We start from the raw sequence: 18098 nt of genomic DNA, 5'->3' as shown, positions 1-18098 counted from the left end.
TAGTAAATAATCATTACGATGTATTTGAACAGAAGTTTTTATCTTGCTCTTAAAAAATAAGAATCATGGACAAGATCAAAGAATATTTTGAATCGCTCGTTGTCATGAATGATACGGACTGGGAAGTATTTTCCGCTAAGCTTGTTAAGATGGAGTTTCCAAAAAAATCACTGATTTTGGAAATCGGAAAAACTGAACAGTATTTATCTTTTATTGAAAAAGGAATTGTACGTTTCAATATCCCAAAACTGGACTATGATTTTACTTTTGGATTTGCTTTCGAAAACTCTTTTGTAAGTGGGTACGATTCCTTCTTGACGCAGCAGCCTTCATCGTATCATCTCGAGGCAATAACAGATTGTATTTTATGGCGGATATCGTTTGAGGATCTCCATGCGGTATATCAAACAACAACGGTTGGGAACCTAATTGGTCGGAAAGCGGTTGAGGACATTTTTCTAAAAAAAATGAAACGGGAACTGACGCTACTTGAAGATTCGGCAAAAACCAGGTATATCAATTTGATGCGTGAGCAACCTGAACTGATTCGCAACATTCCCTTAAAATATCTGGCTTCTTATATTGGTATTAGACCGCAATCGTTAAGCCGGATCAGGAAAGAAATTTATTAACAAATGTTCATTGATAACAAAAGGAAGGGCACCTATTTTTGTTATAAAAAAGATGAAACCATTTTTTGTTTTAATTGTCGTTTGCATTATTTCCAATCTCATCCTATTGCTGCTGAAGGGGGAGATGGATATTCTTTTAGCGGGTAAAGTTGGATTGGCAGTGATGCTGTTGTTCACTGCATTGGGACACCTACTTTATACCAAAGGAATGATGTTGATGCTATCCGACTTCGTTCCATTTAAAAAAGAAATGATCTATGGAACCGGTTTAATGGAATTCATGGCTGCAATTGGGCTATTTGTCCCGCAGGTGAGCCGCATAACGGGAATCCTTTTAATTGTCTTCTTTCTACTGGTATTACCTACAAATATTCGGGCAAACTTAAGGCGTATCAATTACGAGACGGCTACTTTTGATGACGCCGGTCCAAACTATTTGTGGTTTCGTATTCCGTTTCAAATCTTGCTGATCGCCTGGACCTATTATTTTGTGGTGCGTTAAAGTAGTTTTCTTAACTAAAGCATAGCAATAAATTAACATAGTGTTGTTTAGTTTTATTTAACATTTTTTTATTTTTGCTAAACTTTTAGATTGAATAGAATGAAAGAAGCCATCAAGATGGTCGTATTTGATATGGCAGGTACGACAGTGAACGAAAATAATATTGTTTATAAGACACTTAGAAATGCAATAAATACGGTAGGGGGATACGAACTGACATTAACAGAGGTATTGGCCCATGCTGCAGGTAAGGAGAAGCTACAGGCAATTAAGACTGTACTCAAAAATAGTTTGGATGTTGATGATGATGAATTGGCTCAACGGATGTTTACTTTGTTTTTGAAAGACTTGGAACATGCTTATGAAGTCGAGGAAATTTACCCTAATGCGAATGCGGAAGAACTATTTGCAATCTTGAAAGAGCGGGATATCTTGCGTGTGCTCAATACGGGCTATGATCGTAAGACAGCCGAATCACTTTTGAAGAAGCTTAATTGGAAAGTTGGCAAAGATGTAGATGCTTTAATTACTGCTTCTGATGTACCTCGAAACAGACCTTATCCAGATATGATTGATCTGGCCATGCAAAAATTTGAAATTACCGATTCGAGTGTGGTGATGAAAATTGGAGATTCCATCATCGATATACAGGAGGGGCAACAAGCGGGTTGTGCTTTGAGTATTGGTATAACAACAGGTGCACATGATGCGGCTCAACTCAGATCGGCAAATCCAGATTATGTGATTAATGATCTACTGGAGATTGTTGAAATACTTGAAAAGAAGAATATATCCAATACAGTCGTCTAGTCTTTGACGCAGTTTAATAAAAAAGCGGGTATTTCCTACAAGAAATACCCGCTTTTGATTGTGATATGATCCACATGTTATTGCATTTGTATGCCTTCCATTGAATTCTGGTTTTTGTTTTTCTTAAACATATTCATATCCATTTTTCCAAAACGGTAAGAAAGGTTCAATTTGATCAACTGTGGATTTGACAGTCGATAATAGGTTTGAGAGAATCCTTCACCCGATGAAACAATGGTATTGCCACGTGTTCTGAAAATATCGTTGATGGCCAATGTTGCTGAGGCAGCCTGATTTTTCAAGAAGCTTTTCTTGATGGCAAAGTCGATACCATAGAATGGTTTGATATAGCCTTGTGAAGAGCTTTGCGCCTGGTTCATTGGTGGACCGAATGTTTGACCCTGTGTCACTGGCATATTTGTTTTGCCTTGATATTCAAAGGCTAGCTGTAGATTCCAGTTTTTCTGTAGGTTGAATGTATTGTTCAGTTTTCCAAATACTGTCCACATACCTTCCGAAGGCGTTTTCTCATCCACCTCAATTTTGGAATTGTAGAAGTTGAGGTCTGCAGTCAGATCCCACCATTTTTTGAGATTATTGGTATAAGTAAATTCTGCCCCATAATTCTTGCTGGAATTGGCATTGATATAGGTATTAATGAAATCCATTTTGTTCGTTACCGGATTGAGTTCCTGTGTCAGGTAACGTGTAATTAGATTGTTTGTGCGTTTATAGTATACTGTTGCCAAAAATGTACCTTTTCCATGTGTACGGCTGTAGGAAAGTTCGCCGGATGTTGTGAATTCAGGAACAAGGTCAGGGTTCCCGCGTGTAATATTCAAGCTATCCGTGTAATCAACAAATGGGATGAGTTGAAAGAAGTTTGGACGGTTGACACGACGGGTTACGCTCATCTGTATTTGGTCTTTTTCGGTTAGCTTTTTGCTCAAGAACAAAGAAGGAAATAAGCTCAGGGGATACTTGTTGTGGAACTTTTCGTTTGTATTCAAAAGTTCACCGTCGTACGTTGAACTTTCTGCGCGCAGCCCAATTTTATAGGATACCCAGTCCTTGAGGTTTCCTCCAAGTGAGGCATAGGCTGCGTAGACGCTGTTTTTATTGTTATAGTTAGCTGATGCTGCGGTTATATTCTCAAAATCATCTTCGCCTACTGCTTTTAAGGAATTATTGTTGAGATTTTTGAGTTTATTGATCTGTGCACGCACACCAGTTTCGAGTTTCATGCCATTTTTGAATGGTTTGACATAATCTGCCTGCACAGTCATGAACTTATTATCACCGGAACCGATGTTCTTTTGAATCTGAGTTCCGCTGATTTCGCTGCTTGCATTGCGGTAATTGGTGGTGTATAAACCATTGGATGTGTTGCTGCCGCCGAAATAATTGAAATCCACAGACAATTCCTCGCCTTCAGTTTTGAATTTTTGAACAAGACCTGCCTGCAACCCCCGTGGTTTAAAGCTTCTTTCAGACTCGGAAATCCGATCGCTGCGTGATTCGCTATTGCCAGAGGTGGTTAAGATCGACGAGTTCTCATTCGGCTTAAATTTACCCTGAACCAATACGCCGGCTACAGATAGCGTTGTTTTGGGACTTAAGTCGTAATCTACGCCGAGCCGGCCAAAAGTAATCATACCTTTTGTTTTGCCTTCAATATCTTGATCTACTGTTGATTCTATGCCATTAATTGTACTTGTACGGTGGCTGTCGCCCTCGGTGTTGGTCCGCATGCGCATATTCATTCCCGTCAGTGAGATATTGAATTTATTTCGACGCAGATTTAAACTACCCATAAAGTTGGTTCCACCAAAGCGGTCTCCACCTAAGGTGACCATACCATTGTATCCAGCTTTCTTATTTTTCTTCAGGATAATGTTGAGGATACCGGCCATACTTCCGGAAGCGTCGTATTTGGCAGATGGATTTGTGATAATTTCGATTTTATCGATCACATCGGCAGGAATCTGGTCGGGGGTGAGCGTTGTAGGTTTTCCATCGACAAAAATTGTAGGGGCTGCATTTCTCAGTTTTACGTTTCCGTCGATATCTACTTGTACAGAAGGCATATTGCGGAGTACATCGATCGCAGTACCGCCAGCTGCAACGATATTCTTCTCTACATTGAAGACTTTTTTGTCGATGTCCATTTCGAGTAGTGCCTTGCGGCCAGTCACGGTAACTTCATCGAGTTTACGGTTGTCATCGTCCAATTTGATCGCACCTAGATCTTTGTTTGTTGTTTTGCTATCGCTATAGTCTACAGCAAGATCTATCGGCGCATAGCCTACAGAACTAATTTTTAGTTTCCATTTTTCTTTTGGTGAAATGGCTGCGAAATTGAACTTTCCATTTTCTGAAGAGCTGGTACTTTTTACCAGGATTTCCCTTTCTTTACCTGTAGCTTGATCCTTGATAACCTTCAATAAATTCACGGAAGCTTGTGAGATAGGTTTCCCGTTGTTGTCCACAATTTGGCCCGAGAGCTGACTTTCGGACATGGCGAAAGCAGGACGACCACCTGCAGGGGCTTGAGCGTGTACGGAAGCAACCGCAGTTGCCATTAGCGCTATTGCTATAAATCTTTTCATTTTTTCTTTGCTATTCTACCGGCTACGCGGATTAGGCTGTTCGATAGTACACAAATTTGAAAAGGATTTTTTAGCTATGCAATCATCTGTAGACCGAAGCGGCCAATGTGTAGACGAACGGATAATTGCATCGATTCAATTTGTGGCGGTAGCATTAGATAAATTGTTCAATATTTTTGATATATTTTTTACCGATAGGAAGGGCGGTTTCAGGTAGGGTGAGTTTGCTTTGGGCGACCTGCTCAATACGATTTTTATTGACAATAAAAGAATTATGTATGCGTAGGAAGTCTATTGTAGGTAATATTTTTTCCATTCCACGGAGGTTGCTGCGCGTAAGAAGGGGCGATTCACGGTCCACCAGGTATATTTTTACATAGTCCTTCAAGCCTTCGATGTAGCTGATTTCATGGAGAAAAATTTTCGTCTTTTTATATTCTACATTAACGATAATATGATCCTGTTCGGGGAGCTGTTTTGCACGGAGCAGCATACCCTCTTCCACTTTTCGGACTGCAGCTGCGAGTCGTTCTTTTGAGATCGGCTTAAGCAGATAATCAATAGCATTTAGCTCGAAACCTTCAACAGCATATTGGTGATAGGCCGTGGTGAAGATAACCAAGGGTCGGGGAGCGAGCTCGCGAATAAACTGCGTGCCCAATTGATCGGGCATTTCAATATCCAGAAAAATCAGATCGATAGCGTGATTTTTTAAATATTCTTCCGCTTCGGCCGTCGCATTAAATTTATGGACGACTTCGATTTGCTCAAAATTCAATAAGTCGTCTTCTAAAATATTGAGTGCGAAGGGTTCATCATCTATGAGTATACATTTAATCTTCATCGGTCATCAGTTTGAGGGTGACTTCGAAATCTCCAACATCGGTTTTTCTGATGCTGAGGTCATGTCGATTGGGATACAATAATTGTAATCGTCTGCGTACATTGGTCAGTCCTATACCTTCGTTTGGACGCGGTTCTGTATGTTGTAAGATTCTATTACGGGATATAAAGATAATGCCACCCGGAGTTTCCTGAAATTGAAACTGTATCTGTGGAGCTGTTTTGCTATCTACGCCATATTTGAATGCATTCTCCACAAAATGTATGAAGAGTAATGGGGGGATCATTCTATTTTTGACCTTGTCTTCGATATCAAGTGTTACATTTCCTTGGATAGGAAGACGAAGGGTCTGTAAGGCAATAAAATTGCGCATATGGTCAATCTCTTTAAAAAGTTCGACTTTGGGGCCGTCTACTTCGTAAAGTATATAGCGTAGCATTTCGGATAACTTAACAATAGTGTCTTCGGAATCTGGTGATTGTTTACGAATGAGCCAACGGATATTGTTCAGTGTATTGAATAGGAAATGCGGGCTGATCTGTAGCTTTAACATTGTTAGTTCTGCCGTTGTTTTTTCAAGCGCAATCTGTTTGTTGAGCTCCTTTTGTCGCGCTTGCTCATCGTAAAGGAAGATCATTGAAGACGTGATCATACAAAGGGAGTAAATAATGCCTGGGCCGATGACCAACCGTACAAAAAGAATATTTTCCTTCGTCAGATGAGCAAGCTCTCCATCTGGATTAAAATAAACTATGCTGTAGTTCAGTGCTACGTAGGTGGCAAACCCAAGTGCCATTAATAGTACAAAGATCTTTCTGCGACCGAAAAAATAGGTGGGCGCAACAACGTAGCAATGCAAGTAAAAATGAGTAGCCAGGAATACAATATTTACTAAATGCGATAACGCCGAATAGGCTTTGAAATCAGCGATCTTATCCGGCTGGTAGAGATACGTTATAAAGGGCAACAGCAGTAATATGGTCCAGATGACAATATGTAAATAGAATTTTCTGAAGAATCTGCCAATCATGTTATGTCTAATTAATCCCTTTGCTTTTGGATAAGACCAAACTTAGATAAATTGCTTTTTATATGCAATATAAATACGTTTCTATGCAAAAAGAATTATGCATCGAAGCCTGCTTTCCTAAGGTTATCATGACCTGTTGCTAATCGATTTGGTGTTAGAAACATGACCTGCTGTTAAATGATATAGTGTTAAAAAGAGGTTTGCGAAAGAAGACGAAAGCGGGAAATACGCTGGACTGTTGGAAATAGTTTTGTATTTTGCAGGTATAAACTTTGTAACGTGACATTCAATCCAAACCGATATCAGAATATGCCCTACAGACGCTGTGGGAAGAGTGGTATTCTCTTGCCAGCCATATCATTGGGGCTTTGGCAAAATTTTGGCGAAACCGATATTCAAGCTGTATTCCGGAAAACCTTGCTGACCGCTTTTGATCGTGGAATCACCCATTTTGACCTTGCCAATAATTATGGTCCTCCTCCGGGAAGTGCCGAAGAGAACTTTGGACAGCTATTGCGTACCGATTTTGTGGGCTATCGTGATGAACTTTTAATTTCCACTAAAGCGGGTTATACCATGTGGCCGGGGCCGTATGGTGATTGGGGAAGCCGTAAATATTTGATGGCCAGTTTACATCAGAGCTTAAAACGGATGAGTCTCGATTATGTGGATATATTTTACCATCATCGACCTGATCCGAATACACCGTTGGAAGAGACAATGGCAGCATTGCGAGATATTGTTCATCAAGGAAAGGCCTGCTATGTAGGCTTGTCCAATTATCCTCCTGATCTTGCTCAGAAAGCAGCTGCGTTATTGCGTGCTATGGGGACACCATGCCTTATTCATCAGCCTAAGTATTCGATGCTGGTGCGGACACCTGAGGAGGGACTTTTGGATGTGCTGCAGGCAGAAGGAATCGGAGCGATCGCTTTTTCTCCTTTGGCACAGGGACTGCTGACCAACAAATATCTCGGCGGCATTCCGGCGGATTCACGTGCTTCGAAAGAACATTTTTTGAAAAGTGAAATGATCACTCCAGAATTAATGGAGAAGATCGACCGGTTGAATAATCTTGCGGTACAAAGAGGGCAAACATTGGCACAAATGGCAATTGCATGGTTGTTGAAAGATGAACGCGTAAGCTCGGTTTTAGTAGGGGCGAGAAATAGTGAGCAGCTGGTTGATTCCCTCAAGGCCCTGGACAGGTTGGACTTTACGACGGATGAATTGACGCATATCGATACTATTCTGAAGCATAATTAATCACCTAATTGATCATATCATGTTTGCCTTTGAAGCACAATTGGAAATTATTGGTATCAATCCTTTTGTTTTTGTTCCTACGGATATTCTTGAAAACCTATTTAAGGATGCAGGAATAAACAAGGGATATATTCCTGTGAAAGGAAAAGTGAATGAAAAGGATTATGTTCAGACGTTGCTGCGGTTTAAGGAGGAGTGGAGACTGTACATTAACACGGCTATATTGTCGAATTCGCCGAAACGAATCGGTGAGACCTTAGCCGTAACAATCGCTTTTGATCCGGAAGACCGCACTATTTTGCCTCACCCCGAACTCGAAGCAGCATTTGCACTAAATAAGGAAGCTCTGCAGGTATTCGATGGATTGTCTCCATCAAAGCAAAAGGAAATTATCCGCTATATTTCTTCCTTAAAAACTGCGGATAGTCGAAGAAAAAACATCGAAAGGGCAATCGGTTTTCTTTTGGGTAAAAACCGATTTGTGGGACGTGAAAAGCCCTAAGAAATCAGACCAGTACTTCGATGTATGTACTGTAATGCTGGCCAGATATCGGGATTATTGGTCAGAGTCTTAGCAATAATTTGAATATACTTATGGATAATCCTAAAATTGTATGGGGTATCATCGGCTGTGGTGATGTCACAGAAAAAAAAAGCGGACCAGCGTTTAATCGCATAAATAATAGTCAGCTAATGGCCGTAATGCGAAGAGATGCGACGAAAGCTGCTGATTATGCTAGTCGACATCAAGTACCCTTGTGGTATTCAGACGCGGACGATTTGCTCGATAATATCGATCTCAATGCGATTTATGTAGCAACGCCACCGTCATCTCATCTCGCGTATGCAGTATCTGCCCTGCGTAGAGGGAAATCTGTTTATGTTGAAAAGCCCGTTACGTTAAATGCGATAGAAGCAGAAAAATTATTGCAGGAAGTAAAAGAAAGAGACGGGAAGTTGGTAGTTGCACATTATAGGCGGCAATTGCCTTTGTTTCTGAAGGTTAAGGAGCTTGTTGGAAATGGTGAAATTGGTGAGTTAAGGACGGTACAATTGCGTTTATGGCAGAGTAGAATGCCCGACCTAGTGACCAAAGGTGGCGGAGATTGGCGTACTGATCCTGCTGTTTCGGGAGGAGGTTATTTCTTTGATTTAGCCCCACATCAATTGGATTTGATGCTCTATTTTTTTGGAATGCCGGTTTCATACGATGGTTTTAGCTTGATTCAGGATAAAGAAAGTGCTGTAGCTGATCAGACCACAGGAACCATTTTGTTTGAAAATCAGCTTGTCTTCAATGGAAGTTGGTGTTTTAATGTTGCCAAAGAAAACCAGGTAGATAAGGTGGAAATTGTAGGAAGCCTTGGGCATATTACTTTTTCTATTTTTGGAAATTCAGTTGTTGTCAAAACAAGAGATGGAGAGAAGGAATTTATATTTGATCATCCTGAAAATATTCAATTGCCGATGATTTCGCGTACGGTAGATTATTTCCGCGGTATCGGGCCAAATCCATCTCCGATTGAGGAAGCCTTGGTTCTGATGAAGATTATCGATAACTTTTCGACAATAAGACCATAGTGTTCTCGTCGTTCTTATCCTAAGCAGCATGATACCATGTACGATCTGTTGGGTCTACCAGCAGTGTTTTATTTTGCGCATTGCTTTGCTGTGAGTGACAGTACACCCATAAGGAGTACTGTCAACTGATTGAATTTGTTCATCGCTGAATGTTAAATTTTTGCTAAAGCAAGATTGATAAATGATAGATCTTCGGCGGTAAGCGTGATATCGATGGCTTGCGCATTTGCTATGGCCTGTTCTGCATTTCGAGCACCTGCCAAAACCACAGTGATCGCAGGCTGTAGACTGGTCCAGCGTAATACCAATTGAGAAAGTGTTACACCTTTGTTAGTGGCAATTGGACTGATGGTATCCAAGAAAGTCTTTACCTTGGCCAGATCAAATTGTTGGAAATAACCATTGCGGTGGTCGTTTTCTTTTAATTTACCTGTATTAAAATATTTACCGGTTAATAAACCTCGTTCCATAGGGCTATATACAATGATACCTAGATCATTTTCCTTTGCATAAGGAACAAGGTCCTTTTCGATACCTCGGTTTAGCATACTGTAACCAACTTGATTACTTGCAATGTTGAGGTTCTTCCGTGCTTCTGAAACTTGATCGACACTATAATTGCTGACGCCGGCGGCACGGATCTTACCTTGTTGTAAAAGAAGATCCAAGGCTTCCATCGTTTCCGAAATCGGGGTCGTGCTATCTGGCCAGTGAATCTGAAGTAGATCGATGTAGTCCGTACGTAAGCGTTTTAGGCTATTCTCTACTTCATGAATTACACTGGTTTTTGACGAATATTTATAAACTGGAATAGTTTTACCAGCTTCTTCTGCATCAAAGAAAAATTCACCTTTTCCTTGGTTACTGCCGTCCCATACCAAACCAAATTTGGTCAATAGCTGTATTTTGGTCCGATCATAACCCTGTATTGCCGCACCGATCATTTCTTCACTTAAACCAAATCCATAAAAAGGGGCTGTATCCAATGTAGTGACACCATTGTCGATCGATGCTTTTACAGAATCAATAGAATCTTTCTTTTCATTTCCGCCCCACATGTTGCCGCCAATGGCGAAAGCTCCATAAGTAATTGCCGATAATTCTAAATCTGTTTTTCCTAATTTTCTGTATTCCATTTTTTTTATTTTTTATATTTCTTGTTAAAATTATTTATTACGCTAATGCACTTTTTTATCAAATAAATCTGTTCGAAATGGCGCTTATTATTATTTGAATGATTGATAGCACAAAGTTATAATCCTGATTTTTATTATTAAAATAATTTAAATTGTGTTATTCTATTATTTTTATAATATATTATTAAGTGTTTTTTTAAGGAAAGAACGAAGGGATTCCTGTTAAGTTTTTCTTGTGCAATCCTGCCCAAACTAGTAAATTTATATAAGGCAGTTGGTCTTGTGAGCAATCACATTTTTATTGGGATAGCTGTTCGGTAAAAGAATAACAATGCAAAAAGTAGAACAATTTAAACCTGATGTGATTATTATTGGATCGGGTTTAGCAGGACTTACGACAGCAATGGAAGTCACCAATGCTGGTAAGAAAGTGCTTCTTGTAGATCAGGAAACGGAAGAAAATCTAGGGGGACAGGCCTATTGGTCCTTCGGGGGACTTTTTCTTATCAATTCGCCACAACAACGTCGCATGGGGATTAAGGATTCTTATGAACTAGCCCGACAGGATTGGATGGGGACTGCCGGGTTTGACCGCGAGGAGGATTATTGGCCACGACAATGGGCTGAGGCCTACTTGAAATTTGCAACAGAAGAAAAGTCTGCCTACATCGCTAAGCTTGGTATAAAGCTGATGTTTATGGTCGGTTGGGCGGAGCGCGGTGATGGTTCGGCCTCGGGGCATGGTAATTCCGTTCCTAGATTTCATGTCAGTTGGGGGACCGGAACCGGAGTTGTGAAACCTTTTGTGGATAAAGCTTATGCTGCGCAGGAAAAAGGTCTTCTGCAGTTTCGCTTTCGACATCGCGTAACAAAATTGCTAACGCAAGATGGTGCGGTAATTGGAATTGGAGGTGATATATTGGCAGACGATCACCAAGCAAGGGGTGTTGCAACCAACAGAACTATTCTTGCAGCGTTTGAATATTATGCAGATCAGGTCGTTATTGCTTCTGGAGGGATCGGCGCAAATCATCAATTGGTACGCGAAAACTGGCCTGAACGATTAGGGAAAGCACCGGCACAAATGATTTCAGGTGTTCCCGCCTATGTCGATGGAAAAATGATCGGAATTGCGGAAGAGGTTGGGGCTCATATGATAAACCGCGATCGCATGTGGCATTATACGGAAGGGATTGAAAATTGGAATCCAATATGGCCTAACCACGGCATCCGTATCTTGCCTGGGCCCTCTTCGCTGTGGTTTGATGCCCGCGGTACCAGACTTCCTGCGCCTTATTTGCCTGGATTTGATACCTTGGGTACACTCAAGCATCTGCAAGAGACAGGCTTTTCTTATTCCTGGTTTATTCTGACGCAGAAGATAATCAAAAAAGAGTTTGCTCTTTCGGGTTCAGAACAGAATCCAGATATTACCAACAAGGATTATAGGTTATTTTTGAAACGCATTTTTGGGAAAAATGCTCCCGGGCCCGTTGAGGCCTTTAAGGAAAAAGGATCTGATTTTATTGTTTCGGACAATCTAAAGGATCTGGTAGCTCGTATGAATCGTTTGACAGGGGAGGATTTATTGGACTATGAAGCAATTAAATCGCAAATTGAAGCGCGTGACCGGGAAGTAGATAATAAGTTCTCAAAAGACACGCAAGTGAATTATATCCGGAATACACGGAATTACCGTGGTGATAAATTAGGCCGAGTGGCAGCCCTTCATAAAATCCTGGCGCAAGAAAATGGACCGCTCATTGCGGTACGTCTCCATGTACTGACCCGGAAAACCTTAGGCGGTCTTAAAACGAATCTCCAAGCACAAGTACTAACAAAGGATGACGAGGTGATAAAGGGCTTGTATGCTGTGGGTGAGGTGGCGGGATTTGGTGGTGGCGGGATGCACGGCTATCGGGCACTGGAAGGCACGTTTTTGGGAGGATGTATTTTCTCCGGCATGAAAGCCGGACAACATATTGCGAGTCTGACAAAGATACCATCTGTCTTAGAAATGTGATGAAAATTAATTTTTTTCTTCATGTTAAAATAGAGGTTCCATAGGCAATCAATGCGATGTTTGCCTATGGAATAAGGAATTATTAGGCTTTTTTTCTGATAGAGCGCATCGTTTGGAGAAGAACAGAAACGAGTACAAGAGCGAGTCCAACATAGAAGGAAGCATTGACTTGTTTGCCTTCGTTGAAGAATAAAAAAGCAATGATAATCGAATAGATGGGCTCGAGATTGAAACTCAAATTGACCGTAAATGCAGATAACTTCTTGAGTGATTCAGCAAAAAGAACATAAAGGCCAACTGTACAAAATAAAGCCAGCAAGATTAAATAGACCCCATCAGAAAAGCTCGGTATAAAACGTTCGGTAGGAAATAGATAATAGAAAATGGGCAGTCCAAATCCCAATACAATGGTGCCACTAAGCATCTGATAAAAATTGAGCAATTTACTATCATATTGTTTGACTAATTGCTCGTTGTAAATGGTATATAGAGCCGCAAAAATAGTTGAAATTACACCCAAAATAATCCCAAGTTGATAAGAGCTATCAAAATGAAAGATTAAACTGATTCCGATCAATGTCAGCATACTTAACATGAGCTGCACTGCGCTAAATCTTTTCTTGTTGATGATTGGCTCTAATACAGCGGTAAAGAAACTGGTCAGACAATAGCAAACAACGCCAATGGAAATGTTGGAAAACTTGATGCTACCATAAAAAAATATCCAGTGGATAGTGATTAGTACGCCGACTTTCGCAATTTTAAACGCATCTTTAGTGGATTTTAAACGCTCAATTTTGAATAATTTGAGAACGATGAATAAGATGATTGTTGAAAGTAAGACCCGAAACCAGACGAGTGGTATTTGATTGAGCGTAATGAGCTTGCCGAAAACACCGGTGAAGCCTGCGAGCAGTACTGCGGTATGAAGTACTAAATATGATTTTTTCATAAGAGAAATGTCTTTCCCATAAAGGGAAATTTAAAAGCTAAATAAATAGTTAATCCTTATATCATCCGAATTTGCTCCTGATCGGAAGCCATTATTCGTTTGACATTGCGCTATATTATTTTGCTGGAGGAGAAAGACAAGTTCTTCGGTCCATGGTTTTATGCTTGTTTTTAACAAATATAGAAATTATCTACGGTATTCAAAGTCCTTTATTTCAGCCATTTTGTTTGGATTAATATTCTTCATCCTAAAGACTAAATGTTATATTAGTAATCTCACTAGGGGGGATCCCAAGATAATCGTCTTCCTAGTAATGAATACACAATATCAATATAAACCAAACTAAACAATGAAGAGAAAAGAATTTATCCGAAATACGAGCCTATTGGCTGCATCAGCACTTTTTGCACAGACGAAAGTATTCGGTTTTCAAGCTGATACGGTTCGTGTAGGGCTGATCGGTACAAACGGAATGGGTTGGTCCAATCTGAACGCCATCTTGAAGGTATCAGGAGTGCAGTGTACGGCATTATGTGATGTCGATGAAAATGTTTTGGGGAATCGAGCTGAGGAACTAAAGAAACGCAATATCAATGTGAAGACTTACATCGATTATAAAGACCTCCTAAAAGCAAATGACGTTGATGTTGTTATTGTCGCTACCCCCGATCATTGGCATTGTATGCAAATGGTTGATGCTGTTGCGGCCGGAAAAGATGTGTATGTCGAAAAACCGATTGGAAACTCCATTCGGGAATGTGAAATTATGGTTGCAGCTGCTAAAAAGCATAAGCGCGTTGTACAGGTTGGGCAGTGGCAACGAAGCCAACAACATTTCAGAGATGCGATGGATTTTGTTCATAGCGGAAAATTGGGGAAAATACGTCTTGTTAAGGCTTGGGCTTACCAAGGTTGGATGAAGAGCATCCCGGTTCAGGCAGACGCTCCTGTTCCTGCGGGAGTACATTATGATAAATGGTTGGGGCCAGCACCAAAACGTGCATTTAATCCCAATCGTTTTCACTTCAATTTTAGATGGTATTGGGATTATGCGGGTGGCTTGATGACCGATTGGGGGGTACATATGTTGGATTATGCGCTAATTGGAATGAAAGTATCAGATCCTGTTTCTGTTATGGCTGCTGGAGGTAAATTTGCTTATCCTGACGATGCCGCTGAAACACCCGATAGTTTAACAACGGTATACGAGTTTGATGGATTTAATGTTCAATGGGAGCAGGCAACAGGTATAGATTTGGGTCCTTACCAGAAGACTCACGGAGTTGCTTTCATTGGCAATAATGGTACCTTGGTGGTCAATCGTGAGGGTTGGGAGGTTATCCCGGAGAAAGGGCGAATGGATGCTGTCTCTTTTCAACGTTCACAAGATAATGGGTTGGACAAGCATATGGTTAATTTTGTTGAAGCAGTTAGAAAGAAATCCGTGGAGGGTTTACATGCTCCGATAGAAGCCGGGGCACATATTGCGATATTCTCACAAATGGGAAATATTGCTTATCGGGCCAAAAAGAAATTGTTCTGGGACAAACAAAAGCGCAGTTTCAATGATAAGGATGCCGACCAGTACCTGGCGAAAGTTTATCATAATGGTTATAACCTGCCCAAAGTCTAAGATGTTAAAAATAGGTATTAAAAAGATATTGTTTTGTCTAGTACTGGCGGGGTTGGTTGTGAACCAGGTTTCAGCGCAACAGATGGAACACATGTGGGATGGTGAAGGGGGAAATAAAGCGATCGCCCAAAATAGAGGGAAACTGTTCCGTGAAGGCAAATATGCGATGTTTATCCATTGGGGAATCTATTCGCAGCTGGCAAATACCTGGAAGGGAAAAACGTTTTATGGCATAGGGGAGTGGCTCATGAACAAGAGCATGGCCAATATCCCTGTTGCGGACTATATGGCTGCTGCGGGTTCTTTCCATCCAGATCATTTTGATGCTAAAGCTATTGTGCAGCTTGCAAAAGATGCCGGAATGCGTTACATCGTGATCACAAGTAAACATCACGATGGATTTTCAATGTTTCATTCTAAGGTGAATTCTTTTAATATTGTTGAGGCGACTGACTTTAAGCGTGATCCAATGATTGAGCTCGCAAAAGCCTGTAAAGAGGGGGGAATTGGTTTTGGGTTCTATTATTCGCAAAATCAGGATTGGACTTATCCTGGCGGAAATGGAGGCCCCAAGGTGAATGCAGCTGGTCAGCCGAAAACATTTGATGATTATTTTTGGGAAAAATGTTATCCTGAGGTGGATCAGATTACGACACAATATGGACCGATAGAATTGGTCTGGTTCGATACTCCTGGGGGAATGGACAAGAAATATGCACAAAAGCTTGTTGAATTGGTTCATAAAAATCAACCCGGAGCATTTGTGTCAGGGCGAGTTGGGCATGGGCTCGGGGATTATTCTACTTTAGGAGATATGGAAGTACCGCGGCAGAATGTTCCAGGGCTTTGGGAAGCAGTGGATGTAACCAACGATTCTTGGGGTTATGCTTGGTACGACAATAATTGGAAGAGTGCTCGCGAGATCCTATTGCGTACATTGTCGACGGTTGGTCGAGGTGGGACTTATATGTTAAATGTCGGCCCCAAGCCCGACGGGACTATTCCAGAGCCCGCGAGCTTAGCGTTGCGCGGTGCGGGTGCCTGGATCCGAAAATATCCAGAGACCGTTTATGGTGCACAGGCGTCACCTAGGGGGCATGCCTTACCCTGGGGAGATGCTACTGTGCAGGGACGTAAAATTTCATTGTTGGTCTATCATTGGCCGACCAATGGAAAGTTGTTTGTTCCGGGCCTAACAAAAGGGATAAAGTCGATTAGCCTTTTAACTTCCAACGGCAAAAAGTCCTTGAATTACACGTTCGATGGAAAATGGTTAAAAATCAATACGCCAGGTGTAGCCCCCGATCCATTGGTTTCTGTCATTGAGGTCGTTATGCGGGAAATGCCCGTTATTGATAAAATGTTGGGAGTTGATCCGGCCATGGAGACAATTGTGCCTGTTGATTTTGCTGAAGTTGAAGGATGTAATAAAACTGGAAAATCCTGGATGGAAAAATTCGGTGAATGGAAGCATGTGGTTCAAGTAGGGCAATAGACTGATGAAAGTAAACTAACGTATGCTATAGACATTGTTAAGCCAGGCTATTATCAAATTGATCTCAATTATACGGGGCAGGGGAGAGTGGTGTGGAAAATCGAAAACTCGGCTGGGGAGATCGTGCAGAATCAGCAAGCGGCCTCTTCTGTGTATAATTGGTACCCTTGGGGATGGATGAAATTTAAGGCTCCGGGACGTTACAAAATTACTGTTTCTTTAGTGGAGGGCGATGGTGATAAACTCAGTCTTACTGCACTTCGATTTAAATCTGTAGAATAGAGCTCAAAAGTCTATTCTACAGATTCTTCAATAATCACCTTTCTGTGCTCTCGGCCCCAGTTAATCATTTCTTGGATGATATTACCAAATGTCCGGCAATAGGCAGTCGGTAGGTATTCAATTAGCACAGGGCTGTCCGGATTGACTTTTCTGTTAACAAGCTTGTTGAGTTCCATATCTTTCAATTCTTTGGACAGCATACGTGTAGTGATACCAGTGATACTTCGTTCAATTTCTCGAAACCGTTTATTACCGTTGCATAGTGAATTGATAATAGGAATACGCCATTTTCCGCCTATAAAATACAGGGTGTCTTGTAATGCTCTTAGTTCTTCTACTTGATTTCTTTCCATGGTAATTTTGGTATACTCTATTATACTGGTATCAAATGTATATCAAATACCCAATATATTTGTCAAAAAAATAGAACAATGGAAAATTTAGAAAACAAAGTCGTCTTAGTTACGGGAGGGAATAGTGGAATTGGTTTCGCAACAGCAAAGGAGTTTAGTAAAAATGGAGCACAAGTTATTATTACAGGAAGAAGAAAGCAAGCTATTGATCAAGCTGCTGAGCGGATAGGAGCAACAGCTTACGTGGCGGATCAGGCTATACTGCAAGATATTGAAAAACTTGCTCAGGAAATAAAAGATCGGTTTGGATATATTGATGTCCTATTTATAAACGCCGGTATTACAGGTGAAGGAGGTTTTATTGATGAAGCATCAGAAGCGAATTTTGATGCAGTAATGGATATCAATTTAAAAGGTTCATATTTTACATTGAGCAGATTTATCCCTCTACTTCGCGATGGTGCGTCTGTCGTTATTCTTTCTTCTAATGTAGCTACCTTAAATATGCCAGCGAGTTCGATTTACCAAGCGAGTAAAGCGGCCGTTAATTCCTTCGCCAAAACAGCGGCAATGGAGCTTGCAAACCGTAAAATTCGTGTAAACACGGTGAGTCCGGGTCCGACTAGGACAGATGTGCTTAACAAGAATTATGACAAGCAGACTGTCGAAAATATTTGGAATAAGTTGGCAGCAGAATCTCCACTCAAAAAGATAGGTACAGCCGAAGACGTCGCTAAAATGGTTGTTTATTTGAGTGGTGATCATGCATCTTACATCACTGGTGCTGATTTTGTTTTGGACGGTGGAATGGGGATCAATCATTCTTAACCACCTGCATAGCGCATAAAGAGGACTTTAGGTGAAGAACTTATCCTTCGTAGATATTCAATTATTATCATACGAAGGATAATCAATAGTTCAGATTCTTTGTCTGATCTCGCTTATTATAT

The 18098-nt window shown here is 40.9% G+C and carries 17 protein-coding genes; 11 read left to right on the top strand and 6 right to left on the bottom strand.

Annotation, left to right across the window (positions count from 1 at the left end; genetic code table 11):
- Window positions 1–65: 65 nt before the first annotated feature.
- From L1283_RS06630 to L1283_RS06620, 3 genes are all read left to right on the top strand, one after another.
- Window positions 66–632 carry a Crp/Fnr family transcriptional regulator gene (locus L1283_RS06630; protein WP_153845763.1) on the top strand — a complete coding sequence of 189 codons (567 nt, stop codon included), beginning with the start codon at window positions 66–68 and terminating at the stop codon, window positions 630–632.
- A gap of 52 nt (window positions 633–684) precedes the next feature.
- A complete protein-coding gene (locus L1283_RS06625; protein ID WP_145327875.1) occupies window positions 685–1134 on the top strand; it encodes a DoxX family protein in 450 nt (149 codons plus the stop codon).
- A 99-nt stretch (window positions 1135–1233) separates the two neighbouring features.
- Window positions 1234–1944, top strand: a complete 711-nt coding sequence (locus tag L1283_RS06620; protein ID WP_145327874.1) for an HAD family hydrolase — start codon at window positions 1234–1236, stop codon at window positions 1942–1944.
- 77 nt (window positions 1945–2021) lie between these two features.
- On the opposite strand, the gene L1283_RS06615 is transcribed toward L1283_RS06620, so the two are convergent.
- The 3 genes from L1283_RS06615 to L1283_RS06605 form a co-directional block, all read right to left on the bottom strand.
- Entirely contained in the window at window positions 2022–4553 is a 2532-nt protein-coding gene (locus tag L1283_RS06615) for an outer membrane beta-barrel family protein (RefSeq protein ID WP_145327873.1), read from the bottom strand.
- Window positions 4554–4707: 154 nt separating this feature from the next.
- Window positions 4708–5397 carry a LytR/AlgR family response regulator transcription factor gene (locus L1283_RS06610; RefSeq protein ID WP_075993497.1) on the bottom strand — a complete coding sequence of 230 codons (690 nt, stop codon included), beginning with the start codon at window positions 5395–5397 and terminating at the stop codon, window positions 4708–4710.
- Window positions 5387–6427: a sensor histidine kinase gene (locus tag L1283_RS06605; RefSeq protein WP_075993496.1), complete on the bottom strand. Its 1041-nt coding sequence runs from the start codon at window positions 6425–6427 to the stop codon at window positions 5387–5389. Before L1283_RS06605 ends, L1283_RS06610 begins: the two co-directional genes overlap by 11 nt.
- A gap of 279 nt (window positions 6428–6706) precedes the next feature.
- On the opposite strand from L1283_RS06605, the gene mgrA reads away from it, so the two are divergent.
- From mgrA to L1283_RS06590, 3 genes are all read left to right on the top strand, one after another.
- Window positions 6707–7693, top strand: coding sequence for an L-glyceraldehyde 3-phosphate reductase (mgrA, locus tag L1283_RS06600; protein ID WP_075993495.1), 987 nt, complete (start codon window positions 6707–6709; stop codon window positions 7691–7693).
- Window positions 7694–7712: 19 nt separating this feature from the next.
- Entirely contained in the window at window positions 7713–8195 is a 483-nt protein-coding gene (locus tag L1283_RS06595) for a YdeI/OmpD-associated family protein (protein WP_075993494.1), read from the top strand.
- A gap of 92 nt (window positions 8196–8287) precedes the next feature.
- Window positions 8288–9274 carry a Gfo/Idh/MocA family protein gene (locus L1283_RS06590; RefSeq protein WP_248932038.1) on the top strand — a complete coding sequence of 329 codons (987 nt, stop codon included), beginning with the start codon at window positions 8288–8290 and terminating at the stop codon, window positions 9272–9274.
- Window positions 9275–9426: 152 nt separating this feature from the next.
- Here L1283_RS06590 and L1283_RS06585 read toward each other — a convergent pair whose 3' ends face one another.
- Window positions 9427–10410, bottom strand: a complete 984-nt coding sequence (locus tag L1283_RS06585) for an aldo/keto reductase (protein WP_248932037.1) — start codon at window positions 10408–10410, stop codon at window positions 9427–9429.
- 331 nt (window positions 10411–10741) lie between these two features.
- Here L1283_RS06585 and L1283_RS06580 point away from each other — a divergent pair, with 331 nt between their 5' ends.
- On the top strand, window positions 10742–12433 hold the full coding sequence (locus L1283_RS06580; RefSeq protein ID WP_145327870.1) for an FAD-binding dehydrogenase: 1692 nt from the start codon (window positions 10742–10744) through the stop codon (window positions 12431–12433).
- An 82-nt stretch (window positions 12434–12515) separates the two neighbouring features.
- Here L1283_RS06580 and L1283_RS06575 read toward each other — a convergent pair whose 3' ends face one another.
- Window positions 12516–13385, bottom strand: a complete 870-nt coding sequence (locus tag L1283_RS06575) for a DMT family transporter (protein WP_075993491.1) — start codon at window positions 13383–13385, stop codon at window positions 12516–12518.
- A gap of 349 nt (window positions 13386–13734) precedes the next feature.
- On the opposite strand from L1283_RS06575, the gene L1283_RS06570 reads away from it, so the two are divergent.
- The 3 genes from L1283_RS06570 (at window position 13735) to L1283_RS06560 (ending at window position 16795) form a co-directional block, all read left to right on the top strand.
- Window positions 13735–15018 (top strand): Gfo/Idh/MocA family protein, encoded by a 1284-nt coding sequence (locus L1283_RS06570; RefSeq protein WP_075993490.1) that lies wholly within the window; start codon window positions 13735–13737, stop codon window positions 15016–15018.
- Between the two features lies 1 nt (window position 15019).
- Complete coding sequence (locus L1283_RS06565) at window positions 15020–16513, top strand: alpha-L-fucosidase (protein ID WP_208734195.1); 1494 nt, start codon at window positions 15020–15022, stop codon at window positions 16511–16513.
- An 87-nt stretch (window positions 16514–16600) separates the two neighbouring features.
- The gene (locus L1283_RS06560; protein WP_208734193.1) at window positions 16601–16795 is read left to right on the top strand and encodes a hypothetical protein; all 195 of its coding nucleotides are present in this window, start codon (window positions 16601–16603) and stop codon (window positions 16793–16795) included.
- A gap of 11 nt (window positions 16796–16806) precedes the next feature.
- Here L1283_RS06560 and L1283_RS06555 read toward each other — a convergent pair whose 3' ends face one another.
- Window positions 16807–17148 (bottom strand): winged helix-turn-helix transcriptional regulator, encoded by a 342-nt coding sequence (locus tag L1283_RS06555; RefSeq protein ID WP_075993488.1) that lies wholly within the window; start codon window positions 17146–17148, stop codon window positions 16807–16809.
- Between the two features lie 78 nt (window positions 17149–17226).
- On the opposite strand from L1283_RS06555, the gene L1283_RS06550 reads away from it, so the two are divergent.
- Complete coding sequence (locus L1283_RS06550) at window positions 17227–17976, top strand: SDR family oxidoreductase (RefSeq protein WP_075993487.1); 750 nt, start codon at window positions 17227–17229, stop codon at window positions 17974–17976.
- Window positions 17977–18098 lie beyond the last annotated feature (122 nt).

The sequence above is a fragment of the Sphingobacterium sp. HSC-15S19 genome (assembly GCF_050433745.1).
GTDB lineage: Bacteria > Bacteroidota > Bacteroidia > Sphingobacteriales > Sphingobacteriaceae > Sphingobacterium > Sphingobacterium siyangense.
Note: the sequence above shows the minus strand (reverse complement) of the source record. Positions and strands in the feature narration are given on the sequence as shown.